The sequence below is a fragment of the Aliiroseovarius sp. genome, from assembly GCF_965228805.1.
Lineage (GTDB): Bacteria > Pseudomonadota > Alphaproteobacteria > Rhodobacterales > Rhodobacteraceae > JASBTN01.
Genome location: NZ_CBDDIE010000003.1, coordinates 916204 through 937534, shown reverse-complemented (window position 1 = coordinate 937534; position 21331 = coordinate 916204). Strand labels below are relative to the sequence as shown.

The window sequence follows — 21331 nt, the reverse complement described above, 5'->3', positions numbered from 1 at the left end:
CCGGAAATGCAGACAATCGGTTTCGACCAGCTGACCGCAGAAGTGGCTGCCGTGCGCCCCGTGCGTGACATCGGGCGCGTGGTCGCGATCGGGCGCGGCACCCTGGAAGTGTCCGGCCTGTCCGATGTCGCGGCACAGGGTGACCTGGTGGAAATCGGTCCCCCCGAGGGAAAGGGACGATTGGGGGAGGTGCTGAACCTCTCTGCCGATACGGTGACCGTGCTGCCCGATGGCGATGTCGAAGGGTTGCAGATCGGCGCGGCCGTGTCCCTGCGTGGGGCCAACCAGATTGCGCCGGATGACAGTTGGATCGGTCGGGTGATCGACCCGTTCGGCCAGGCGCTTGACGGACGGCCGATCTTACGCGGGGCCGAACCGCGTCCCCTGCGTGGTGTGTCGATGAACCCGACCGAACGGCGCGTGCTGGGTGCACGGCTGGAGACCGGCATGGCCGTGTTCAATACGCTGTTGCCCCTGGTACGCGGGCAGCGGATCGGGCTTTTCGCGGGCTCCGGCGTGGGCAAATCCACCCTGCTCGCCAAGCTCGCGCGCGGGGTGCATGCGGATGTTGTCGTGATCGGGTTGATCGGCGAACGCGGCCGCGAGGTGCGTGAGTTCGTCGAACGTGTGCTGGGCCCTGAGGGCATGAAACGTGCGGTTGTGGTGGCCGCGACCTCGGATCAGTCACCGCTGGTGCGGCGACGCTGTGGCTGGGCCACGATGGCCGTGGCAGAGCATTTCCGCGACCAGGGCAAGCACGTGTTGCTGCTGGCTGACTCGGTGACCCGTTTCGCCGAAGCGCATCGTGAGATTGCCTTGGCCTCTGGCGAGGGTGGGTCCCTGCGCGGATTCCCCCCGTCGACAACTCACCAAATCACCTCGCTCTGTGAGCGGTCCGGCCCCGGCACGGGAACGGCGGGCGACATCACCGCAATCTATTCGGTGCTGGTTGCCGGATCTGATATGGAAGAACCGGTTGCCGATATTCTGCGCGGGGTGCTGGACGGGCACGTGGTACTGGATCGCAAGATTGCCGAACGCGGGCGTTTCCCGGCCATCGATCTATTGCGTTCAGTCTCCCGCGCCTTACCTGGTTGCGCGTCGGAGGCCGAGAACGCGCTCATTTCGGCAGCCCGCCAGCGGTTGGGGGCCTATGACCGGTCTGAGATGATGATCCAGGCGGGGCTTTATTCTGCGGGCACCGATCCGGCGCTGGACGCGGCTATACAGGCTTGGCCGAAGCTGGATGGGTTCCTGGCAGAGGATGAGTGGGACAATATCCAGGCCAGCTTCCGCCGTCTGGGTGCCTGCATGGTTGCTGAAACTCCAGAGAAGCCTGACTGATAACGGTGCGGGCGCGTGCGTCTTCAGTCAGCCGAAGGCGTTCTGCAGAAGGGTCAAGGCAATTGACCCGCCAGACAAAGTGGTGAACCCGTTGTTGAGTTGCGACTTTGCCAGGTAGAGGCGGGTAAGCTCTTCCATCCTCTGCGGATCACCGAACTGATCCACAGAACTGTCCCCGAAATAGGCCTCGGCCTTTTCCTGGAACCGCACGAGCTGATCATCCACATCCAGCGCAGCAAAGGAGCTGGGCAAACTGAACGCGGTTTCGAAAACGGATCGAAGCGCAGGGTTGCCCATGACCGAATACCATTTCCCGGCGTCTGAGGTCTGCCTGTCAACGATGTCGCCCAGGTCGCGATCAAGGCTCATCATGAGCCGCATATCGGTGTCCTGATCGCCAACGGCAATCTCGAATTGCCGCTCCTTATAGGCATCGACGATCTCTGTCGCGAAATCACTAACCTTGGTGCTTGGGATGCCGTAGTCACCGAACCCGAAGGCTTGGGAAAAGTCGAGATAGCGTTTGTCCGCCAGCTTGTTGGACAGCGCCTCCGGATCCAGGGTGCCGTCTTCGAGCACCTTGCGAATGAAGTATTTGCTGTCGATATCCTCGTCGAGACCGAATGCCCCGAGGGCCACGCTGAGCAACCGGCGGTCATTCACCAGCTGCTCGGCCGTGTCGATTTTGCCGATGTTTTCAAGAAAGTAGTCGGTGTCGCGCTGGATCACCGGGCTATCCTCGAAGGCATCCTGCTGGGCCTCCTGGGTGCGTTGCAGGAAGGCCCAACCGGCCATGCCGCCATAGGGTATGACCGGTTGATAAGTCATGACGCCGCAGCCATCAGCCGTTCCTCACGCGGCAGCAGAGACCGCAATGCTTTCAGCGCTTGATAGAACTGATCCTCCAGCACCGCCTCGGTCGCGTGATCCAGCTGGACTCTGCTGTCGTGGTCGGTCAGCACCTGGCTGAGCTGTTCGATCCCGCGTAGAAGCTGCATGCGTGCCTCTTCCTTATCGGCGTCACCGGACAGGACGAGTTGAGCGATATAACAGACGCGTCGGACCGGGGTATTCACCTCTTCCGGGTGGATTGCGTCGCGCAGGCGCAGGATGTTGGCATTGGGGGTCACGATCGACAGGCGCGACCGGCGGTCGCCGTTTTCGATCACCGCCCCATTGATGAGGACCCGTTCCTTGGGGCCGAGTTTCAGGACAAGACCGCTCATGCCGCTTCTGCCTTCTGTTTCAGACCACGCATGATGGCAGTATTGATTTCAACGAGAACAGCGACCTCTTCGGGGTCTTGCAGAACCTTGCGGGAATGATGGTTCGTGAACTCGTAGAGATAGAAGATCCGGGCGCGTAGCTCGGCCGGCAGGCCATTGTCCGTTGCGGAAACGTCGGCGGCCAGCAGGGTCCAAAGACGCCGGTTTTCGTGAATGGCCTGCGCCAGCTGTCCGAAGCCGTTGCGACCTTTCTCGGCCGAGGTTTTCAAGCGGTGTGTGATTCGGGCGAAGGCCTCGTATTCGATGCCGCGTGGGGTGCGGACCGAGTTTTGTGATGCCGCGTAGGCCGTTTTGGCCATGTTCATAGCGTTCACGGGATTTCCTTCCGTTAACGATTGAAGTCAGGGAGCGATAGGGGTAGGCGGGGCGCCCTTTTGTGCGCCCCGCCCAATGGTCCCTTAACGGAACAGCGACAGGATGTTCTGCGGCGCTTGGTTGGCGATCGACAGAGCTTGCGTGCCAAGCTGCTGCTGCACCTGCAGCGCCTGCAGTCGGGCCGAAGTCGCCTCCATATCGGCGTCAACCAGGGCACCGATCCCGGAGGTCAGCGAGTCCGACAGCGTCGAGATGAAGTTGCTTTGCGTTTCGATCCGGCCCTGGGCCGAACCGAAGGCGGCAGCTGCGTCGATCGACTGGCCGATCAGACCTTCGATGGCCGTCAACGCGCCGGTTGCACCGGAGTCCGTGGTCACGTCGATGGTCTGCAACGCGCCCAGACCACCGGACGAGGTCGTGGTCCCCGGTGTACCGCCGGTTTGTGCCCGCACGCCGACATTGATGGCGTCCGTAACACCGCCAGCCCCATTGGTAATGGTGAACTGGTTGGTGTTGCTGCCAGTACCCTGTGCGATCGAGTAGGCCTCGGTCGAACCGGTGGCCGCCGCGAAGAAGGCGCTGATCTGCGAGGTCAACTGCTGCGCGACGTCAGCGGTACCATCATTGGCGCCGGCCACATATTCGAACGTGCGTTGGCCAAGCGAGGTGCCGCCACCGGAAACATTGACGTTTACATCATCCAGGATCACCTGGTAGCTGTCGCCTTCGCTGACAGATCCGATGGTAAAGGTCAGAGTGCCGCCGTCGGCAATTGTCGCGACCGGTGAGGTCGGGTCGAACGCCGCGTCATCGAACTGGGTGTTGTTCGCAGCCGCCTGGATCAGCGCGTTGGCCGCGGCCTGGTCAGCCGGGTCGGTCGTGCCGAACGCGGCCGAGGTCACCGGCGTGGTCACCGACAGGTTCTGACGGTCGACGGCGATGTGGCGGGCGGTGACGCCGCCCGACGAGTCGCGGTCAAGCGAAGCCAGAACATCCATGGAGTCGGTGCTGGTGCCATCGATCAGGTTCAGACCGTTGAACTGCGCAGCGTTGACAACCGAACCGATCTGGTCGCGCAGGGCGGCGATGTCGGTTTGCAGTTTCGAACGATCGACGTTCTCTTCCTGCGCGGCAACGATCTTGCTCTTCATCTGGGTCAGCAGGTCGGTCACGGTTTCCGAGGCGTTCTGCGCCACCGCGATGGTCGATTCACCAAGCGACAGGCTTTCCGAGATGCCCTTGAAGCCTTGAACGTCGGATTCCATGACTTTTGAGATGGCCCAGACCGCAGCGTTGTCTTTCGCCGACCCGATTTTCTTGCCGGTCGAGATCTGCGACTGCGTATCTTGCAGGTTCGAGTTGATGGATTTCAGCGTCTGCAGCGCCACCATCGCGCTGTTGTTGGTCAGAATGCTGGACATTGACTAGTTCCTTCAGTCTTTTCAGCGCGTTCGCGCCGAGTTTGATTTTCTGCCCTTCAAGAGCAGGTTCATGGCCGTTCTGACCGCTACGGACATTCAGGCTTGGCCGGTCCGCGCCACCCCCTCTGGATGCAAGCACAGCCTGAAAGCGAAGTGCTAAAAGAACCCTAAGACCTGCCTCTGGAATGTTTCGAATTTGAGGGATTGCGCTGGCCTCCTGCCCGGGATCAGGCACGCCGTTCGAATTTCGACTTGCCCGGGGTCAATTGGGCCGAGCGCCCACCCTGGTCATAGGTCGAAAACCGTGCGCGTCCGCTCTGCTGTGCCTTGAGCGCATCAAGACGGCGCGACACGGTGCGCACGCCTCGGGCCACCGCCATCAGAAGCTGTTGATTTCGATCCGCCTTTTGCCGCAGGTGATCAAGCGCGTGCACCCCTCCGTGGGATTGCCCAAGCCGGGCCAGCAAACGTTCCTTCTCTGCCGAGATCTGCGCCAGTGCCTCGATGCGGCCAGACAGAATCAACTGCCGCTCCTGGTCAAGAAGCCGCTCCAGCGCGGCATCCAATGGTGTGGGTTTAAACAGCCCCATCGGCGCGCTCCTTCAATGCTTCAAACAGGCTTTCCGCCAGGCCGATACCTCCGGCGTAGACCATCTGTTCTGCCTGGGCCATGCGCAGGAAAGACCCGAATTGATCCTCGCCGCTGCCGCCGCCGAACAGCTCCGGCGTCTTGCCCAGCCCTGCACTCTTAAGCAATTCGGCCAGGAAGTTTGCCTCCAGGTCCTTGGCGGCCTGCATCAGTTTGTCATCCCGCGTGGGCGCCTGGGGTGCCCCTGCGGATACCGGGGAAATCGACGACATGGCGTTTCCTTCGATTGCTTCGATTTCCCCCACTATGACCCGCGGGAGTAAAGAAAGCGGTAACCCGGATCTGCCTATGATCAGCCAACGGAGTCAGAATACCCGGAGATGAACATGCAGATCGCCATGCCGATTTTCGCGCCTGCTTCCCCCGATGAGTCGGGAGGCGGTGGGTATGCCGTTCCTGTTGCCGGGACGCAGGAAGGGGAGGTGTCTTTCCTATCCATCATGGCGATAGAACAAGGCACAGGCATGCAACCCGCTCTGCCCGAAGGTTCGTTGCTGACGAACCTGCCCATGTCCGCCCAGGCCGGGCCCGAATCTGTCGCGGCCGACCTGTCCGAACTGGTCGGGGGGGACGGGGTGTTTCCGAATGCCGATCCTGCAGCCACTGGCCCGATCTTCAATTCTCAGACCCCTGAATTTTCACGAGGATCCTTTGTGAGTGGGGTTGTGGAGGCCGTGAACTCCGCCGACGGAACACGATTGAGGCGGCCGATCTCTGAACCTCAGGCAGAGGTCCCTGTCCTGCGTGGGGACATGGATGGGTGGTTGCCTGATGGCAGCTTGCCAGAAGCGGATGGTCCGGTGCTGGAGCCTGACCGCGCACGGCTGCAACCTGCTCCGACCACTGATTCAGTCGTGACAGCGGTCGGGCTATCTGGAGTCTTGGCGTCACCGACGAACGAGATGGGTGAAATCAACCAAGACCCTGGCGATCCAGCCGCCGCCTTGAATGCTGAGGTGATTCGCGCGCCCTCCGGGGAGGCGATCACATCACAGGTGGTCGTGGAGGTTTCCGGCCGTCCTCTGGGGCAAGAGGGGGTAACCGCCGGGATGGCAAAGGTCGTGCCGACACAGCTGCCCCCGCAGCCCCCGGTGCAGGGTATTGAAACCCTTGTGGCTCAGCCCCCCGCAGACAGGTTCGGCTCAGCTTCTGCCCCTGTGCGTGATCAAGCGGCACAGGTGCCAATCACGCACGACATCCTTCAAGCGCAGCCGCGTGAAATGGCTCAGTTGCCTGGTGCTGTGCAAATGGAAGCGAATCCACCCCGGGCACATGTCCCAACGCGAGCGGTAAACCCTGTCGAAGGTGAGGCGGTTGCGCAGGCTTTACCCCTCAAGCCGACTTCGGTTCCGCAGGAAAGGGGACAGGTTCCCTCCGGCCCCTTGGCTCCGCAAGCCCCTCAAGCCGACACGCGCATGCCACAAGTTCAGCCAATTCACCCGGCGACTACGGCTGAGGCACGCCCGAGCATGGCCGCGGTGCCCGTGGCCGATGCGCAAACGAAGAGCGCCCCTGTCCCGCAGCCGTGGGAAATGAGGGGCGCCTTTGTACATGAATCCGAACAAGGGGCTGGTACCGCCCAGCCCGCGGACGTGCCGACAGGAGTGCGGGGAGGGGAGGCTTCAGGCATATTGGCTGCCAGGGCGCAGGTGCAGCAGCCCAGCGGCCGCGGCAGGCCCGGAGCGTCGGAGACGTTCATTCCTGGCGAGGTTGCGGAACCCGCTCCCACCCCGGCCGCTGATCAGACCCGTCGCCAGGTGGAAAACACATCTGCGACACAGGCGATCCCCGCGACCATGGCTGCCCCGCCGTCGGTGGCGGCCCCGATCTTCTCCACCGCTGAGGTTGGCGAGCGTCGGGTAGGGGAGGCAGGCGATGCGGAGCTTGCGCCGCTTGAACTGAAAGGCATGGATCTTCCCTCCAGCAAAATGGACACCCTGTCTGCCCGCGCTGATCTGCCCCGCCACCTGGCGCAACAGGTGGCAGATGTCGCCCGCATGATGCCCGACCGCCCGGTGGAGTTGACCCTCAGCCCCGAAGAGCTGGGCCGCCTGCGCCTGACCTTTACCGTTGACGGTGGGTCGATGGCCGTTGCGGTCAATGCCGAACGCCCGGAAACCCTGGACCTTCTGCGCCGCCATATCGATGCGTTGGCCCAGGAGCTGCGCGAGATCGGCTATGAGAATGTCAGCTTTGATTTCAACCAGGGGGGCGATGCTCAAGGGGACGCCCAAGGCAAAGACGCTCTCGACACGGCGCTTTCGAGTTTTGAACAGGAGGGAGGCACCGCGACCCCCTCCACTCCAACCCACCCCGACCCCGCGCGCCTGCGCCTGACGGCGAGCGGCGGGATCGACATTCGTTTGTAGGGAGAGAAACATGGACGTGACCTCCAATTCATCTGTCGCTGGTTTCGGCGGCGCAACGGGTCAATCCCAGACCCAAACGCAGAACGATGCCTCGATGATCACCTCGGATTTCGAGACCTTTCTGACCATGCTGACCGCTCAGCTGGAAAACCAAGATCCGCTCAACCCGGTTGAATCGACCGACTATGCGGTGCAGCTGGCAACGTTCTCCGGGGTTGAGCAGCAGGTGCAGACCAATGATTTGCTCAAGGACCTGGCCGGGCAATTGGGCGTGATGGGCATGGCGGACCTCGCTAGCTGGGTCGGCAAAGAGGCGCGGGTGGCCGCCCCAGTGCATTTCGACGGCAGCCCGATCGAGTTGAACGCGAAGCCGCCGGCAGCGGCGGACCTTGCCTATCTGGTGGTGACAGACTCGACCGGCGCCGTGGTCAGCCGCACGAGCGTTCCCGTCTCGGACGAGCCGATCACCTGGGCCGGTGTGGACGAAGATGGCGATCCGCTGCCTGAAGGGGTCTACAAATTTGAACTGGAGACCTATGGCAACGGTGTGCATATCTCCACCGACACGATGGAAAGCTACGCGCGGGTGGCCGAGATCCAGACCGAAGGCAGCTCCATGTACCTGGTGCTGGAAGGCGGTGCGCGGGTGGATGCGGATGACATCACCGCGCTACGTGATCCGGTCTGAGGTCGCGGTCGGGCGCTTGTGTCGCCGGAGTGAGCCGCGTAGCGTGGCGCGACGCTCAACCCGCAGGATGCGCCCGTGCCTGACACCCGATCCCATGACCTTCCCGGCCCGTCGGCCGAAGCGCCCGCCGCACTGAAACGCCATTGGCAGGTGGCAGGTCGCGTCACGGCCGATGCGGTCTGGACCCCCCTGTCCGGCGGCCGCACCAACCCGATCTGGCGCATAGATGGGGATGCAGACCCGCTGGTCTGCAAGCTTTTCCTGCCGGATGCGGCCACGCCGCTCTTTGCCAATGATCCGGCGGCCGAATGGGCCGCGCTGAGGGTGTTGTCCGGCCAGGGCATTGCGCCGGAGCCGGTGGCCTCGTCGCGCACCGCGCTGGGGGACAGTCTGCTCTATCGTCATGTATCCGGTCAGCCGTGGGCCACCGATCCAACCGCTGTGGCCCGCCTGCTCAGGCAGTTGCATGATGCCCCGCCGCCCCGTGCCCTTCCGCGGGCCTTGCCGGACGCCACCGGGCTGATCGAACAGGGGCGCGCGATGTTGGCGCAGATTGGTGCGATGGGCGCGCTTCCCCCTGCGCCCACCGCCCATGCCGCTTTGCAGGGCGCGGCGTTTCTGCACGGTGATCCGATCCCCGGCAACATCCTGCAAGGGGGCGACCAGCTGACCTTGATCGACTGGCAATGTCCGGCGATTGGTGATCCCTGCCTGGACCTGGCGCTGTTCCTCTCGCCCGCCATGCAGAGGGTGAATGGAAACGCGCCGCTGTCGGCGGACCAGGTGACGGCTTTCCTGGAGGCCTATGGCGACCCGCAGCTCGCCCGGCGCTACCGGGCGCTCGCGCCGCTGTTTCACTGGCGCATGGCCGCCTATTGCCTGTGGAAGGCGCATCACGGCGATGCGGCCTATGCGCCCGCCATGCCGTTGGAGCTGGCCGCCTCAGAGCAGGGTTGAGATCCAGACCGCCGCCAGCGACAGCCCGCCGCCCAGGGCCACGTAAGCCATGGCACGCAGCGGGCGGGCCCGGTCGGGTTCGGGCTCGGGCATGGATTGTGCGATCAGCGCGGCCTCGGCCAGGGCAGGCAGGCGCGGGCCGAACCGGGCCAGCACGCGCGCGGTCTTCGCCAGGTCCGTCAGCAAAGCCTTCGGCCCGATCGAGTTGGTGATGTAGCTTTCCACCACCGGCTTGGCGACCTGCCAGATGTTGATATGCGGGTTCAGAGACCGCGCGACCCCTTCGACCACCACCATGGTGCGCTGAAGCAGGATCAATTCGGTTCGCGTCTCCATGCCGAATTTCTCGGTCACTTCAAACAGATAGTTCAGCAGGCGCCCCATCGAAATCTGCGTCGCATCCATGCCGAAGATCGGCTCGCCCACGGCGCGCAGGGCACGCGCGAATTCCTCGACATCGCGGTCGGCGGGCACGTAGCCGGCCTCGAAATGCACCTCGGCCACGCGGGTGTAGTCACGCATGATGAAACCATAGAGGATTTCCGCATAGACCCGTCGGGTGTATTCGTCGATCCGGCCCATGATGCCGAAATCAAGCGCGATGATATCGCCGTTCGGGGCGAATTTCAGGTTGCCCTGGTGCATGTCGCCGTGAAACAGCCCGTCGCGCAAGGCGTGGGACAGGAACAGCTGCAGCACGCGTTCGCCCAGCCGGTCCATGTCCAAGCCCGAGGCACGGATGTCATCAAGCTTGTTGGCCGGGATGCCTTCGCCCCAGCCCAGCGTCATTACCGTCTTGCCGGAATGACCCCAGCGTACCTGGGGCACGACGAAGCCTTCATCACCCTGGGTGTTCTCGGCAAATTCACTGGCCGAGGCGCTTTCCAGCCGCAGGTCCAGCTCGCCCATGACCACGCTTTCGAAATGCGCGACCACGTCCTGCGGGCGCAGGCGGCGGGTCTGGGGCAGCAGGAATTCGATCACTGCGGCCGAGAAATGGAAGGCGTCGAGGTCAGTACGGAAGGCGCGTTCGATCTTGGGGCGCAGCACTTTCACGGCCACTTCGGACCCGTCCACGGCCAGGCGCGCGCGGTGTACCTGCGCGATGGAGGCGGCGGCGACGGGTTCCGAGAACTCGGTGAACATCTCGTCGACCGGGCGGCCGAGCTCTTCCTCGATCATCTTGCGCGCCACATCCGTGGGGAAGGGCGGTAGCTTGTCCTGCAGGTATTGCAGCTGATCGGCCAGCTCGGCGCCGACCACGTCGGGCCGTGTCGACAGGATCTGACCGAACTTGATGTAGGCGGGTCCCAGCGCGGTAATGGCGCGGGTCACCGGCGGCAGGTCCGGGTCACCCTTCTTGCCGAGCCAGGCAAAGGGAAATCCGATGATGCGGGCGGCCAGGCGTAGCTGCGGCGGGGCGTCCAGCGCGTCCAGGACCACGCCCATGGCGCCGGTGCGCTGAAAGGTGGCGCCGGTGCGGATCAGGCGCCAGATATTGTGCGGACCCTTCATCTCAGATCTTCCAGCCCGAATGCAGCGCGGCAATGCCCATCGACAGGTTGCGGTATTTCACGTTCTCGAACCCGGCGGTGCGGATCATGGTCGCGAAGGTTTCCTGATCCGGGAATTTGCGAATGCTTTCAACCAGATACTGGTAGCTGTCCGCATCATCCGCGATCACCTTGCCCATCTTCGGAATGATGTTGAAGGAATAGAGGTCATAAAGCTTCTGCATGCCGTCATTGGGCAGCTGGCTGAACTCCAGCACCATCAGGCGGCCACCGGGGCGCAGCACGCGGTGGGCCTCGGCCAGGGCGTCGGGAATGCGGGTCACGTTGCGGATGCCGAAGCTGATCGTGTAGCGGTCGAAGCTGTTGTCCTCGAACGGCAGCGCCATGGCGTCGCCCACGACCCAGTCGAGCTTGTCGGCCTTCTGTCCCGCTTCGGCGCGTTTGCGCCCCTCGACCAACATGCTTTCGGTCATGTCGCAGACCACTGCAGAAGCCTCCGGCGCGCGGCCAAGGAACTTGAAGGACACGTCCCCGGTGCCGCCCGCCACGTCCAGCAGGCGTTGGCCATTGCGCGGGGCAAGCCAGTCCATCATCGCCTCTTTCCAGATGCGGTGAATGCCGACCGACATGACATCGTTCATGATGTCGTATTTCGAGGCCACATTGGTAAAGACCCCATGCACCTTGCCGGCCTTTTCCGACTCGGGCACGGTCTGGAAACCGAAATGGGTGGTTTTATCTTCGCCGGACATCTTGAGGTTCCCGATTTTTTCGACCTGTATACCGTGGCTGGACAGTGGCGTATATGCGTCATCCTTGCCCGGTATTGGCGTGACAGGAACCATAGATATGACGATTATTGAAGACCTAAAGGGCGTTTGGGCCTTTGCCAGCGAAGAACCGGTCCTGTTTTTTGGTCTGATGGCCGTGTTTCTGCCGCTGATCTGGTGGAAATGGCGGGTGATCGGCGGGGCTGAGCGGCGCGCGATGGCGCAGACGCGAGCTGGTTGGACCGAGGATGCCACCCCCGGTCAGATGCCGCATGAGACCGGGATCGGACAGGTGGACGTTCTGGTCATGCGGCCTTCGCAGAGCCTTGTGACAGTTCTGGCGATACTTGCCTTCTTCGGTAGCGGAGCCGCGTTCTACGCACTGGTCGTGCTGCCATCCGCCGAGGTCACGCCAAAGGATTGGGCGGTGTTTACCATCATGTGCGGGCTCAGTCTGATCGGGCTGCTGATCCTGTATATGTCTTTCACCCGCCTGTCCGTTGGCGCGACCGAGATCACGCGGTCGGGCCTGTTGCGGCGTGGGCGGGCATTTCCGTTCTCGGCATTGAGAGGCACGGAGCCTCTCGGCAAGACGATTGCAGGCGGGGTAAAGCTTGATTTTGGCGAGCACGGCCAACTGAAAGTGCCCGCGCAATATGCAGGTTATCGCCAGTTGCTGGCGCGGCTGGCGAAGAATGATCCGAAGTTGCGCATGATGATGCGCCTGTTGGACCCACGCCGGGGCTAGTCCGGCACCGCGTAGGCCAGCACCCGGCTGATCACCGCGTGGCTCTCGCCGCTTTCCTCGGCCCAGGCATTGAACGCCTCTTGCGCCGCCGTCTGCGCCTTTTTCGAGGTGGCCGCCCCGTCGATCACGCCCGCCAGGTTCAGCGCGGCGACCACGGATTTCGACAGGATGAAGTTGTCGTAACCGAGCGCGCGCAGCGCATAGGGCCCGGTCATGCCGCCCAGCCGCGCGCCGCGTTTCTTCAAGAGCGCGAACAGCCCCACCGCATCCTCGCGCGGCCAGTTGCCCAGGTGGCCCGCCGCCGAGCCATGTTCACGGGCGAGGTCGGACAGGAAGATGGCGTTGTCGCGCACCGACAGGATCTTGCCTGCGTGGCGCACGATGTCCGTGTTGCGCAGGTCGTTGTCGAGGTCCTCGTCCGACATGAAGGCGTTGCGCCCCACGTCGAAGCCGTGAAAGGCGGTCTCGAACCCGGGCCATTTGGCGTCTATGACCTTCCAGCTGAACCCGGCCTGGAACACGCCGCGGGCAAAGGTCGCCAGCACGCGGTCATCCGTCTGGTCGCGCAGGGGCACGGCGGGTGCGGTGGGCATATGGGCGGCCAGGAATTCCTCGCCCTTGCGGGCCACGGCCATCTCGCGCATCTCGGCAAAGCTTTTCATGCGGCCTCCCTCTTCAATCGATCCATCAGCCGTGCCCGGGCTTCGGGCAGGGGCTTGTCATGCAGACTATGGGCAAGTCGGGTGACAAGGAAGTGGCCGGTGGTCACAAGCCCTTGCAGCACGCCGGTCAGGTCGCCGCTGCCCACGCCCAGCAGTTCGGGGGGTAGGGGTAGCAGCCGGTCGGCCCAGTCACCCGCGCCTTCCGCACTGACCGCGCGGCCGGACTTCGGTGAGACATAAGCCAGGTCCTCGCGCACCCCGGTCACCGCGCATTCCGACAGGTCGAGGCCGAAGCCGAGTTCCTCCAGCAGTGCCAGCTCCCATTTCAGATAGGCCAGCGGCCAGGCCTCGTTGGTGGACAGAAGGTCCAGCATGGCTTGGGTGCGGGTGTAAAGCACCGGGTGGGGTTCACGTTCGGGCAGGGCAAAGACCAACAGCGCGCAGATCGCGTTCAGCCCGGCCAACGCGGTGCGATCCGACAGCACGGCGGCGCGGCTTTTCACCGGTTCGACGGTAAAGCTGCCGATATGTTCTTCCAGCCGGGCCCGCCAGGCCACGTCCAGCTGCGCGCCGGGTTGCAGGATCGGCGCGATCTTGCGGCTGACACCGCCGCGCACCACGCCGGCGTGGCGGCCATGTTCGGCCGTGAAGACCTCGATAATCGCCGAGGTCTCACCATGTTTGCGCGCGCTCAGTAGGGCGCCCTGATCCCGCCAGTCCATAGGGGTACTGTGCCGTCTCGTGGGGGTGGGTCAAGGGGAGAGGAGGTCCCGGGTCAAGTCCGGGACGGGAAAGGTCAGTCCGCCAGCCCCGGCTCGTCCAGCAGGTGCCGCCCTGCGCGGTCCTCGACCTCGATCACCCAGAGGTCCGGGTCGAAACTGCGTTGGCGGGCCAGGGCCTCGTCCACAGAGCGTTCCTCGCCTTCCGACAGCACCACCCAGGTGCGTTCGCCGCTCATCAGGTCAAAGCTGCGTTGATAGGCCGTGGCCTGGCCGTCCAGCGTGTTCAGCTTGACCAGCACGGCGCCCGCGGTCAGGTCGCCCTTCTTTACGACAAAGGCCGGAATGTCCTGCAGCCGTAGGCGGGTCAGATAGGCCGAGACCCAGACATCCGCCGTCAGCCGTGTCACGTGTTGCCGTCCCGGAAATCCAGACCCATTTCCGAATAGCGCTCTTTTTCTTCCAGCCAGTTCGGGCGCACCTTGACCTGCAGGAACAGGTGGATTTTGCGGCCCAGGAACTCTTCCAGCTCGGCGCGGGCGCTTTGCGAAACCGCCTTGATCGTCTCGCCCTTCTTGCCCAAGACGATGCCCTTGTGGCCGTCGCGCATGACATAGATGATCTGTTCAACCCGGGCCGAGCCGTCCTTGCGTTCCTCCCAGCTTTCGGTCTCGACGGTCAGCTGGTAGGGCAGTTCCTGATGCAGGCGCAGGGTCAGTTTCTCGCGTGTCATCTCGGCGGCGATCATGCGCAGGGGCAGGTCGGCGATCTGGTCCTCGGGATAGAGCCAGGGACCTTCCGGCATGCGCTCGGCCAGCCATTTGCGCAGGTCGTCCACGCCATGGCCCTTCTCGGCCGAGATCATGAAGGTTTCGATGAAGTTGAACCGCTCGTTCATGTCCTTGGTCAGGGCCAGCAGGTCTTCGGCCTGAACCCGGTCGATCTTGTTGATGGCGAGCGCGATCTGGCGACCACGACCGATTTCCTCCAGCCCGTCGAGGATGCGTTTCACCCCGTCCGTTACGCCGCGATGGGCCTCGATCAGCAGGACGATGATGTCGGCATCTGCGGCCCCGCCCCAGGCGGCGGCGACCATGGCGCGATCCAGACGGCGGCGCGGCTGGAACAGGCCGGGCGTGTCGACGAAGACGATCTGGCTGTCGCCCTCCAGTGCCACGCCGCGAATGCGTGCGCGGGTGGTCTGCACCTTGTGGGTGACAATCGAAACCTTCGCCCCCACCATGTGATTGGTCAGGGTCGATTTGCCTGCATTGGGCTCTCCGATCAAGGCGACGAAACCGGCACGTTGGGTCATGGCATGTCCTTTGTTGCGGTTTCGGGGTGTATCGCATTCCGGCGCGGGGGGCCAGTGCGTCACGTCGAGCACGTTCTGCGAGAATGCTGTGGATCAACTCCCTTATCGGGTGAAATACGACAGCTCTGCCGCTTTTTTACGCATTCTTGAGACATTCCCCTTAGTGGAAAGAGTGAACGCGCGCACCACCAATAAGGAAACAACATGTTGATGACCCTGTATCAACGCCTCTCCACCCGCATTTATGCGGTGGTGGCGCTTGCCGTCCTGCTGACTGCCTTATTGACGCAGTTCCTCCTCTCTCAGGCGGTTGTCAACGCCTACGAGATGCGGGAACAGCACTTGTCTGACGTGGTCGAAACCGGGTTGGGGGAGCTTCACGCCTTACAGCACGATGTTGATGCCGGGCGCCTGGCCCTGGAGGAGGCGCAGGAAATGGCCAAGGAGCATCTGGCCAGCCTGCGATTCGGCACGTCGGGTTATTTCTTTACCATTGATGAAGAGATGACGATCCTGTCCCATGGTGCGAAGCCGGACCTCGTGGGGACGAACCAGTCCGGCTACAAGGATGCCAATGGGCTCGCGCTCTATGTGGCGCTCAGGGATATGGCCGTCGACAATGGGCGTGGCATGGTCGAGTACGAGTTTTTCAAGCCGGGCTCAGACATTGCCGAGACCAAGCTTGGTTATGTGATGCATTTCGAACCCTGGGGCTGGATTGTCGGATCGGGGGCCTATGTTTCCGACATCCGCGCCGATCTGGCCCATCTTCGGTACGTGTCCTTTGGGGCGCTGGCGGTGATGCTGTTGTTGCTGATCATCCCCTCGGCCTTCCTGGTGCGCAGCGTGACCGGTCCAATCGGTGCGTTGATCGAGCGTATGAAAGGGATGCGCGCGCAAGACACTGAAACGCCGGTGCCGCATGTGGCATCGGGTGGTGAAATCGGGCAAATGGCGCGATCCATCGAGGTGTTCCGCGAAGGGTTGGTGGAACGTCGGCGGTTGGAACAGGAACAGGCGGCGCGGGATGCCGAAGTGTTGCGAGAGCGCGAAAAGGCGCTGGAAAAGGAAATGGCCTTGCAGGAGGCCGAGGCGCGGGCCGAAAGGGAGCGGCTGCAAGAAGACGCGCGCCTGCAGGCCGAACGTGAGGCTGAACGTGCCCAGATCGAAGCGGAGCGCGAAGCCGCGCGGGCCGAGCAGCAGCGGGTGACCGACACCTTGGCCGCAGCCCTTGAGGCGATGTCAGTCGGGGATCTGGACGTCCATATCTCTGAAACCTTTCCCGAGGCTTACGAGGGGTTGCGACAGGACTTCAATACTGCTGCGCGCACCATTGCCGATCTGATCGGCTCGATTGTGGAAGGTTCGGCCGTGATCAAGGGCGAGGCCCAGAATCTGAATGTGGCGGCCATGGAGTTGAGCCAACGGACCGAAGGTCAGGCGTCGTCCCTGGAAGAAACCGCCGCCGCCATTACCGAGCTTTCCGCCACGGTCGAGAATACCGTCGAAGGCGCGAATGAGGCGCGCGCTGCGGTCAAGAATACCCTGACCAGCACCGCCGCCGGGCGGGATGTGGTCAGCCGCACCATTTCGGCCATGACCGAGATTTCGGACAGTTCGCGCCGGGTGTCGAAGATCACCAGTGTAATTGACGAGATCGCTTTCCAGACCAACCTTCTGGCGCTGAATGCCGGGGTCGAAGCGGCGCGTGCAGGTGAGGCCGGGCGCGGCTTTGCGGTGGTTGCCTCCGAAGTGCGTGCCCTGGCGCAGCGGTCCTCAGATGCGGCGCATGAGATCGCCGGGCTGATCTCGACATCGGGTGAACAGGTGGACGCCGGGGTTGAGCTGGTCAATGCCTCCGGAAAGTCTCTGGAGGAAATTGAGGAACTGATCGACAAGCTGAACGGTTTGGTCGGTGCGATTGCTGAGGCTTCTGGTCAGCAAGCCGACAGCCTGTCCGAGATCACGACAGCGGTGAACCGGCTGGATCAGGTCACGCAGCAGAATGCCGCCATGTTCGAAGAAACCAGTGCCGCGGTTAACATGCTCGACGAGCAGGCGCGCGGGCTTGAACAGGACGGTGCCCGGTTCCGACTGCCGGGCAGCAATGGCGAAGAGGGGCTGGCGATCGCTTCGTGATCGGGGTCAGCCCTTGAGTTCTGCCAAAAGCGCCTTGGCGGCCGCCTGTTCGGCCGCCCGTTTCGATGGCGCCTTCGAAGTTGCGCTGCGTCCGTTTTCCAGCCGAACTTCGATTGTGAAGACAGGGGCGTGATCCGGCCCTTCGCGCGACAGCTCGACATAAGAGGGCGGGGGCAATTTGCGCGCCTGGGCCCATTCCTGCAGTGAGGTCTTGGCGTCGCGGGCATCGGCCTCGACATTCTGAATTCGGTCGCCCCACAGGGCCAGGATCACCGTCTGTGCCGCCTCGAACCCGGCGTCCAGATAGATCGCGGCAATCACCGCCTCCATCGCATCGCCCAGCAGCGCCAGCTTGCGGCGCCCGCCGGTCTTCATCTCGGATCGGCCGAGTTTCAGGACCGCACCGATGTCGATCTGACGCGCCACATCCGCGCAGGTTTCCTTGCGCACCAGCGCGTTGTAGCGCGGCGCCAGCGTGCCTTCGGGCGCATCGGGATCATCCTTCAGCAGCTTTTCGGCCATGACCAGGCCCAGCACTCGGTCCCCCAGAAACTCCAACCGCTGGTTGTCGGGCCGTGTGTTCGAGCTGATCGAGCCGTGCGTCAGCGCGCGGATCAACAGCTCTGGCCGCGCAAAGCTGTGACCCAACCGATCCTCGAAGGATTTGAGGTCGGTCGACAGTTTCACTCGATTGCCTCGAAAAAACGGTCCCCGCGCCAGGTCCAGAAGTAGACCAGCCGCTTGCCGGCGGAGGAGAAGATCACGCGATCAGCCCGTCCCAGAAGGTATTCGGCGGGCACCATACCGACACCACCTGCCTGCTGAGCGACCCGGCTGTCGGTTGAGTTGTCGCGGTTGTCCCCCATGAAGAAGTAATGCCCCTCGGGCACGGTGAAGACACGCGTGTTGTCGGTACCGTTGCGCATCGTGGCGTTCAGGACCGCATGTTCAACGCCGCCCGGTAGGGTTTCGATGAATCGCTCTTTCTCACAGACGCCGCCCTGGCCGACCGGGTCGTTGGAACAGCGCGGCACGGTGCCGAAACGCCCCTGCGGTGCCTTGATCTCCTCGAAGATGCCAGTTGGTTCCTGCGGCGCAGCTTCTCCATTGATGTAAAGCACCCCGTCCTTCATCTGGATCTTGTCGCCCGGCAGGCCGATCAGACGTTTGACGTAGTCGGTGTTCAACACCGGGTGACGGAACACGACTACATCGCCGCGCTCGGGTTCCGAGGCAAAGATCCGCCCGGAGATGGGGCACATCGAGAAGGGGCAGGAATGGCGCGAGTAGCCATAAGCCATCTTGTTCACGAACAGGAAATCGCCGATCAGCAGCGTGTCCTTCATTGACCCGGTGGGGATCCAGAAAGGTTGGAAGAACAACGTGCGGAAGAGGCCCGCGATGATGAGCGCCCAGAAGATCGTTTTCACGTTCTCCCAAAGGCCGTCCTCTTTCTTCTCTGCCATGATCTGTCCTGCCTGTTGCTGCGAGTGCGGGCTGTTCGGGGCTATGTGGGCGGATGGCGGCGCCAAGTCAACCCGAAGTCGGGGTGAGAGGTCGTGCCTCGATCACCACGAAGGCCTGCGCCCAAGGGTGATCATCAGTCAGGGTGACGTGAATGATTGCCTCATGCCCGGGTGGGGTCATCTCGGCCAGCCGTTCGGCGGCCCAGCCGGTCACTTCCATCACCGGCTGTCCGGTGCGCAGGTTGGTGACCGCCATGTCGCGCCAGGAGATGCCCATGGCCAGTCCGGTTCCAAGCGCTTTGGAACAGGCTTCTTTTGCCGCCCAGCGTTTGGCCAGCGTACCCGCCTCGTCCTTGCGGCGTGCGGCCTTGGCGAGTTCGGTTTCGGTAAAGACGCGGGTGCGAAACCGGTCGCCGAAGCGATCTAGGGTGCCTGCAATGCGCTCGATATTGGCAAGGTCGGTGCCGATGCCCAGGATCATGTGGCGTCCCCCAGTTTGGCAGTCAGCACCTTGAGGCTGGCAAAGCCGAAGAACCCGGCAAAGACCAGTTCGAACCAGCGGCGCAGGCGGGCATAGGTCGCGACCACGCTGGGGGTGGAAAACAGCACCGCATAACCCGGGAAGATCAAGAGCGAGCCGGAGTAGAGGAAGGCAAAGAGGCCGAAGACCTGCGCCGGAGAGGCCCCCGCGGGCAGGACTAGGGAATAGATCGAGGCCCAGCTGAGGATGGCTTTCGGATTGGTCAGGTGGATCAAGGCACCCTTGGTGAAGATCTGTGCTGCGGCCCCGCCATGGGCGCGGCCCTTGGTCGGCATCTGCGGGCTGAGCGCCGAACGCAGGGATTTCAGCGCCAGGAACAGCAGGTAGCTGGCACCTGCATAGCGCAGGATCTCGAAGATCCAGGCATTGGCCTGCATCACCGCGCTCATCCCGGCGGCGGCGGCCAGGCCCCAGCAGGCAGATCCGAACAGGATGCCGGTGGAAAAGACCAGGCCCGCGCGGCGCCCGTGGGTCATTGAGGTGCCCGCGATCGACAGGGTGGCCGGTCCGGGGCTGCCCCCGGCCAGGACCCAGGCCACCCAGAGCGCGATCCATTCAAGCCCGATCATCGCTCAGACCTCGACCACGACGGTGCCCAGCTTCTGCCCGGCTTCGACCTTGGCATGGGCGGCAGCCGTATCGGCCAGGGTGCCGCCGGGCACGACCGCATGGGTCAGCTTGCCTGCAGCCAGCCAGTCGGACAACTGCGCCTCACCCCGCGCATGGGTGGCATGGTCGAGCTGGTAGATGATCAGCATCTGCAGGGTCACGTTCAGAAACATGAACGGGTAGAAGGCCAGCTCCGGCGCCATCTGGCTGGCGGAGGCGTAGGAGGCGATGGTGCCGCCCGGTTTGATCAGCGCCAGGCTGGCGGCCTGGTTGGCGGCGAAATCGACCTCGACAATCCGGTCGACACCGTCGCCACCGGTCATGTCGCGCACCGTTTCGGCCACGTCCGCCTCGCGGTAGTTCACCCAGTCCGACGCGCCGCTATGGGCGGCCTTTTCGGTGGAGGATACCGTGGTGATCACCCGCGCCCCGCCCAGGGCCGCCATCTGGCAGGCATAGCGCCCGACCGTGCCCGCGCCGCCGGTGATAAGCACGGTCTTGCCCGCGATCGGCCCGTCGCGGAACAGCGCATACCAGGCGGTCATGGCGGGGATGCCCAGGCAGGCGCCTTCGGTGAACGATGTGCCGTCCGGCAGGGGCACGGCCTGGTGGGCGGGCAGGGCGACATATTCGGCGGCGGTGCCAAGGGCGCGTTGCCAGCAGGCGTTCCACAGCCAGACCCGCTGGCCGACCCGGGCGGGATCGACCCCTTCGCCCACCGCCTCGATCACGCCCGCGCCATCCGAATGGGGCACGATGCGCGGATAGGCCATGGTCGCGCCGGGCCGCGCGCCCGCGCGCAGTTTCACGTCCGAAGGGTTGATGCCGGAGGCATGCACGCGCACCAGAACCTCACCGGGGGCCGGATCGGGCGTGGGCATCTCGCCATGGATCAGCACCTGATCGGCGGGACCGAACCCTTCGTACCAGACTGCTTTCATGTCCCGTCCTCTCTGTTGCGCGACAAAACTTTTCTGAAAAGTTTTGGACCCGCTTTACGCCCGCGCCTCGTCCATCATCCGGCGCATTTCGGCGATGGCGGGGGTCAGGCCGCGGAAGATTGCTTCGCCAATCAGGAAATGGCCGATGTTCAGCTCCATCACCTCTGGGAAGGCCGCAACCGGCGCGACCGTGTCATAGGTCAGCCCGTGGCCCGCGTGCACCTCCAGACCCAGGGAATGGGCGAAGGCGGACATTTCGCGCAGGCGCTCCAGTTCGGCGTCGCGTTCGTCGAACCGGCCCTCGGCGTGGTAGTCGCAATAGGCGCCGGTGTGCAGCTCGACAACCTCGGCGCGGATGCGCGCGGCGGCTTCGATCTGGGCCCGGTCGGCGGCGATGAAGATCGACACCCGGCAGCCCGCGTCGCGCAGGGGCTTGATGTAATGGGCCAGGCGGTTTTCCTGGCGCGCCACTTCCAACCCGCCCTCGGTGGTCAGTTCCTCGCGCTTTTCGGGCACGATGCAGACCGCGTGGGGTTTGTGACGCAGGGCGATTTCCTGCATCTCGTCGGTGGCTGCCATTTCAAAGTTCAGGGGCACGGTCAGCGCCTCCATCAGCGCATCGATATCCGCGTCGGCGATGTGGCGGCGGTCTTCGCGCAGGTGGGCGGTAATGCCGTCGGCGCCGGCCTCCTCGGCCAGTTTGGCGGCCCGCACCGGGTCCGGATAGGCCGAGCCGCGCGCATTGCGCACGGTGGCCACGTGGTCGATGTTCACACCCAGCCGCAACGGGCCCAGAAAGTCGGTCATCGCGCGTTCCTTTTCGCCTAAAGCGTTTCGTCCAAAACCTGAATCACAGGTTATGGAGGAAACGCCCACAA

24 protein-coding genes are annotated in these 21331 nt (G+C 63.6%); 6 read left to right on the top strand and 18 right to left on the bottom strand.

Annotated elements, in window-relative coordinates; all coding sequences use genetic code 11:
• The first annotated feature begins 6 nt into the window (after positions 1-6).
• Entirely contained in the window at positions 7-1344 is a 1338-nt protein-coding gene (locus ACO07D_RS05835; RefSeq protein ID WP_421702009.1) for a FliI/YscN family ATPase, read from the top strand.
• 27 nt (positions 1345-1371) lie between these two features.
• Here ACO07D_RS05835 and ACO07D_RS05830 read toward each other — a convergent pair whose 3' ends face one another.
• The 6 genes from ACO07D_RS05830 to ACO07D_RS05805 form a co-directional block, all read right to left on the bottom strand.
• Positions 1372-2172, bottom strand: a complete 801-nt coding sequence (locus ACO07D_RS05830) for a DUF1217 domain-containing protein (RefSeq protein WP_421702008.1) — start codon at positions 2170-2172, stop codon at positions 1372-1374.
• Positions 2169-2570, bottom strand: a complete 402-nt coding sequence (flbT, locus tag ACO07D_RS05825; protein ID WP_421702007.1) for a flagellar biosynthesis repressor FlbT — start codon at positions 2568-2570, stop codon at positions 2169-2171. Before flbT ends, ACO07D_RS05830 begins: the two co-directional genes overlap by 4 nt.
• A complete protein-coding gene (gene flaF, locus ACO07D_RS05820; RefSeq protein WP_421702006.1) occupies positions 2567-2929 on the bottom strand; it encodes a flagellar biosynthesis regulator FlaF in 363 nt (120 codons plus the stop codon). The genes flbT and flaF overlap by 4 nt, the downstream gene beginning before the upstream one ends.
• A 99-nt stretch (positions 2930-3028) precedes the next feature.
• Positions 3029-4366, bottom strand: coding sequence for a flagellin (locus ACO07D_RS05815; RefSeq protein WP_421702005.1), 1338 nt, complete (start codon positions 4364-4366; stop codon positions 3029-3031).
• 227 nt (positions 4367-4593) lie between these two features.
• The gene (locus ACO07D_RS05810) at positions 4594-4956 is read right to left on the bottom strand and encodes a hypothetical protein (RefSeq protein ID WP_421702004.1); all 363 of its coding nucleotides are present in this window, start codon (positions 4954-4956) and stop codon (positions 4594-4596) included.
• Complete coding sequence (locus ACO07D_RS05805; RefSeq protein ID WP_421702003.1) at positions 4943-5227, bottom strand: rod-binding protein; 285 nt, start codon at positions 5225-5227, stop codon at positions 4943-4945. Before ACO07D_RS05805 ends, ACO07D_RS05810 begins: the two co-directional genes overlap by 14 nt.
• 1716 nt (positions 5228-6943) lie before the next feature.
• On the opposite strand from ACO07D_RS05805, the gene ACO07D_RS05800 reads away from it, so the two are divergent.
• The 3 genes from ACO07D_RS05800 to ACO07D_RS05790 all read left to right on the top strand — a co-directional run bounded on the left by ACO07D_RS05800 (position 6944) and on the right by ACO07D_RS05790 (position 9029).
• Positions 6944-7384: a flagellar hook-length control protein FliK gene (locus tag ACO07D_RS05800; RefSeq protein WP_421702002.1), complete on the top strand. Its 441-nt coding sequence runs from the start codon at positions 6944-6946 to the stop codon at positions 7382-7384.
• A gap of 10 nt (positions 7385-7394) precedes the next feature.
• Entirely contained in the window at positions 7395-8072 is a 678-nt protein-coding gene (locus ACO07D_RS05795) for a flagellar hook capping FlgD N-terminal domain-containing protein (RefSeq protein ID WP_421702001.1), read from the top strand.
• A gap of 75 nt (positions 8073-8147) precedes the next feature.
• Entirely contained in the window at positions 8148-9029 is an 882-nt protein-coding gene (locus tag ACO07D_RS05790; RefSeq protein WP_421702000.1) for a phosphotransferase, read from the top strand.
• Here the strand turns inward: ACO07D_RS05790 and ubiB are convergent.
• Both ubiB and ubiE read right to left on the bottom strand, forming a co-directional pair.
• A complete protein-coding gene (ubiB, locus tag ACO07D_RS05785; RefSeq protein WP_421701999.1) occupies positions 9015-10544 on the bottom strand; it encodes a 2-polyprenylphenol 6-hydroxylase in 1530 nt (509 codons plus the stop codon). The two genes, ACO07D_RS05790 and ubiB, sit on opposite strands and share 15 nt — an antisense overlap.
• A 1-nt stretch (position 10545) precedes the next feature.
• On the bottom strand, positions 10546-11295 hold the full coding sequence (gene ubiE, locus ACO07D_RS05780) for a bifunctional demethylmenaquinone methyltransferase/2-methoxy-6-polyprenyl-1,4-benzoquinol methylase UbiE (protein ID WP_421701998.1): 750 nt from the start codon (positions 11293-11295) through the stop codon (positions 10546-10548).
• Between the two features lie 97 nt (positions 11296-11392).
• On the opposite strand from ubiE, the gene ACO07D_RS05775 reads away from it, so the two are divergent.
• Positions 11393-12061, top strand: a complete 669-nt coding sequence (locus ACO07D_RS05775; protein WP_421701997.1) for a hypothetical protein — start codon at positions 11393-11395, stop codon at positions 12059-12061.
• On the opposite strand, the gene ACO07D_RS05770 is transcribed toward ACO07D_RS05775, so the two are convergent.
• From ACO07D_RS05770 to era, 4 genes are all read right to left on the bottom strand, one after another.
• Positions 12058-12723 (bottom strand): DNA-3-methyladenine glycosylase I, encoded by a 666-nt coding sequence (locus ACO07D_RS05770; protein ID WP_421701996.1) that lies wholly within the window; start codon positions 12721-12723, stop codon positions 12058-12060. The genes ACO07D_RS05775 and ACO07D_RS05770 overlap by 4 nt on opposite strands.
• Positions 12720-13445, bottom strand: coding sequence for a DNA repair protein RecO (recO, locus tag ACO07D_RS05765; RefSeq protein WP_421701995.1), 726 nt, complete (start codon positions 13443-13445; stop codon positions 12720-12722). Before recO ends, ACO07D_RS05770 begins: the two co-directional genes overlap by 4 nt.
• 74 nt (positions 13446-13519) lie before the next feature.
• A complete protein-coding gene (locus tag ACO07D_RS05760; protein WP_421701994.1) occupies positions 13520-13852 on the bottom strand; it encodes a DUF1491 family protein in 333 nt (110 codons plus the stop codon).
• A complete protein-coding gene (era, locus tag ACO07D_RS05755) occupies positions 13849-14757 on the bottom strand; it encodes a GTPase Era (protein ID WP_421701993.1) in 909 nt (302 codons plus the stop codon). Before era ends, ACO07D_RS05760 begins: the two co-directional genes overlap by 4 nt.
• A 204-nt stretch (positions 14758-14961) precedes the next feature.
• Between era and ACO07D_RS05750 the strand changes: the two genes are divergently transcribed.
• Entirely contained in the window at positions 14962-16896 is a 1935-nt protein-coding gene (locus ACO07D_RS05750; RefSeq protein ID WP_421701992.1) for a methyl-accepting chemotaxis protein, read from the top strand.
• A gap of 6 nt (positions 16897-16902) precedes the next feature.
• Here ACO07D_RS05750 and rnc read toward each other — a convergent pair whose 3' ends face one another.
• The 6 genes from rnc to ACO07D_RS05720 all read right to left on the bottom strand — a co-directional run bounded on the left by rnc (position 16903) and on the right by ACO07D_RS05720 (position 21260).
• Positions 16903-17583, bottom strand: a complete 681-nt coding sequence (rnc, locus tag ACO07D_RS05745) for a ribonuclease III (protein WP_421701991.1) — start codon at positions 17581-17583, stop codon at positions 16903-16905.
• A complete protein-coding gene (lepB, locus tag ACO07D_RS05740; RefSeq protein WP_421701990.1) occupies positions 17580-18362 on the bottom strand; it encodes a signal peptidase I in 783 nt (260 codons plus the stop codon). Before lepB ends, rnc begins: the two co-directional genes overlap by 4 nt.
• 67 nt (positions 18363-18429) lie before the next feature.
• A complete protein-coding gene (acpS, locus tag ACO07D_RS05735) occupies positions 18430-18843 on the bottom strand; it encodes a holo-ACP synthase (RefSeq protein WP_421701989.1) in 414 nt (137 codons plus the stop codon).
• Positions 18840-19472, bottom strand: a complete 633-nt coding sequence (locus ACO07D_RS05730; protein WP_421701988.1) for a LysE family translocator — start codon at positions 19470-19472, stop codon at positions 18840-18842. Before ACO07D_RS05730 ends, acpS begins: the two co-directional genes overlap by 4 nt.
• Before the next feature lie 3 nt (positions 19473-19475).
• Positions 19476-20453, bottom strand: a complete 978-nt coding sequence (locus tag ACO07D_RS05725) for an NADPH:quinone reductase (protein ID WP_421701987.1) — start codon at positions 20451-20453, stop codon at positions 19476-19478.
• 54 nt (positions 20454-20507) lie between these two features.
• Positions 20508-21260, bottom strand: coding sequence for a pyridoxine 5'-phosphate synthase (locus tag ACO07D_RS05720; protein WP_421701986.1), 753 nt, complete (start codon positions 21258-21260; stop codon positions 20508-20510).
• Between the last annotated feature and the right edge of the window lie 71 nt (positions 21261-21331).

Excerpts from the sequence above, each read along its gene's own strand:
- ubiE (WP_421701998.1), bottom strand. The coding sequence starts at position 11,295 with ATGTCCGGCGAAGATAAAACCACCCATTTCGGTTTCCAGACCGTGCCC.
- ACO07D_RS05770 (WP_421701996.1), bottom strand. The coding sequence starts at position 12,723 with ATGAAAAGCTTTGCCGAGATGCGCGAGATGGCCGTGGCCCGCAAGGGC.
- ACO07D_RS05750 (WP_421701992.1), top strand. The coding sequence starts at position 14,962 with ATGTTGATGACCCTGTATCAACGCCTCTCCACCCGCATTTATGCGGTG.
- ACO07D_RS05810 (WP_421702004.1), bottom strand. The coding sequence starts at position 4,956 with ATGGGGCTGTTTAAACCCACACCATTGGATGCCGCGCTGGAGCGGCTT.
- ACO07D_RS05730 (WP_421701988.1), bottom strand. The coding sequence starts at position 19,472 with ATGATCGGGCTTGAATGGATCGCGCTCTGGGTGGCCTGGGTCCTGGCC.
- ACO07D_RS05830 (WP_421702008.1), bottom strand. The coding sequence starts at position 2,172 with ATGACTTATCAACCGGTCATACCCTATGGCGGCATGGCCGGTTGGGCC.
- ACO07D_RS05725 (WP_421701987.1), bottom strand. The coding sequence starts at position 20,453 with ATGAAAGCAGTCTGGTACGAAGGGTTCGGTCCCGCCGATCAGGTGCTG.
- ACO07D_RS05795 (WP_421702001.1), top strand. The coding sequence starts at position 7,395 with ATGGACGTGACCTCCAATTCATCTGTCGCTGGTTTCGGCGGCGCAACG.
- lepB (WP_421701990.1), bottom strand. The coding sequence starts at position 18,362 with ATGGCAGAGAAGAAAGAGGACGGCCTTTGGGAGAACGTGAAAACGATC.
- era (WP_421701993.1), bottom strand. The coding sequence starts at position 14,757 with ATGACCCAACGTGCCGGTTTCGTCGCCTTGATCGGAGAGCCCAATGCA.
- ACO07D_RS05805 (WP_421702003.1), bottom strand. The coding sequence starts at position 5,227 with ATGTCGTCGATTTCCCCGGTATCCGCAGGGGCACCCCAGGCGCCCACG.
- ubiB (WP_421701999.1), bottom strand. The coding sequence starts at position 10,544 with ATGAAGGGTCCGCACAATATCTGGCGCCTGATCCGCACCGGCGCCACC.
- ACO07D_RS05800 (WP_421702002.1), top strand. The coding sequence starts at position 6,944 with ATGGACACCCTGTCTGCCCGCGCTGATCTGCCCCGCCACCTGGCGCAA.
- flbT (WP_421702007.1), bottom strand. The coding sequence starts at position 2,570 with ATGAGCGGTCTTGTCCTGAAACTCGGCCCCAAGGAACGGGTCCTCATC.
- ACO07D_RS05815 (WP_421702005.1), bottom strand. The coding sequence starts at position 4,366 with ATGTCCAGCATTCTGACCAACAACAGCGCGATGGTGGCGCTGCAGACG.
- acpS (WP_421701989.1), bottom strand. The coding sequence starts at position 18,843 with ATGATCCTGGGCATCGGCACCGACCTTGCCAATATCGAGCGCATTGCA.
- flaF (WP_421702006.1), bottom strand. The coding sequence starts at position 2,929 with ATGGCCAAAACGGCCTACGCGGCATCACAAAACTCGGTCCGCACCCCA.
- ACO07D_RS05835 (WP_421702009.1), top strand. The coding sequence starts at position 7 with ATGCAGACAATCGGTTTCGACCAGCTGACCGCAGAAGTGGCTGCCGTG.
- ACO07D_RS05720 (WP_421701986.1), bottom strand. The coding sequence starts at position 21,260 with ATGACCGACTTTCTGGGCCCGTTGCGGCTGGGTGTGAACATCGACCAC.
- recO (WP_421701995.1), bottom strand. The coding sequence starts at position 13,445 with ATGGACTGGCGGGATCAGGGCGCCCTACTGAGCGCGCGCAAACATGGT.
- ACO07D_RS05775 (WP_421701997.1), top strand. The coding sequence starts at position 11,393 with ATGACGATTATTGAAGACCTAAAGGGCGTTTGGGCCTTTGCCAGCGAA.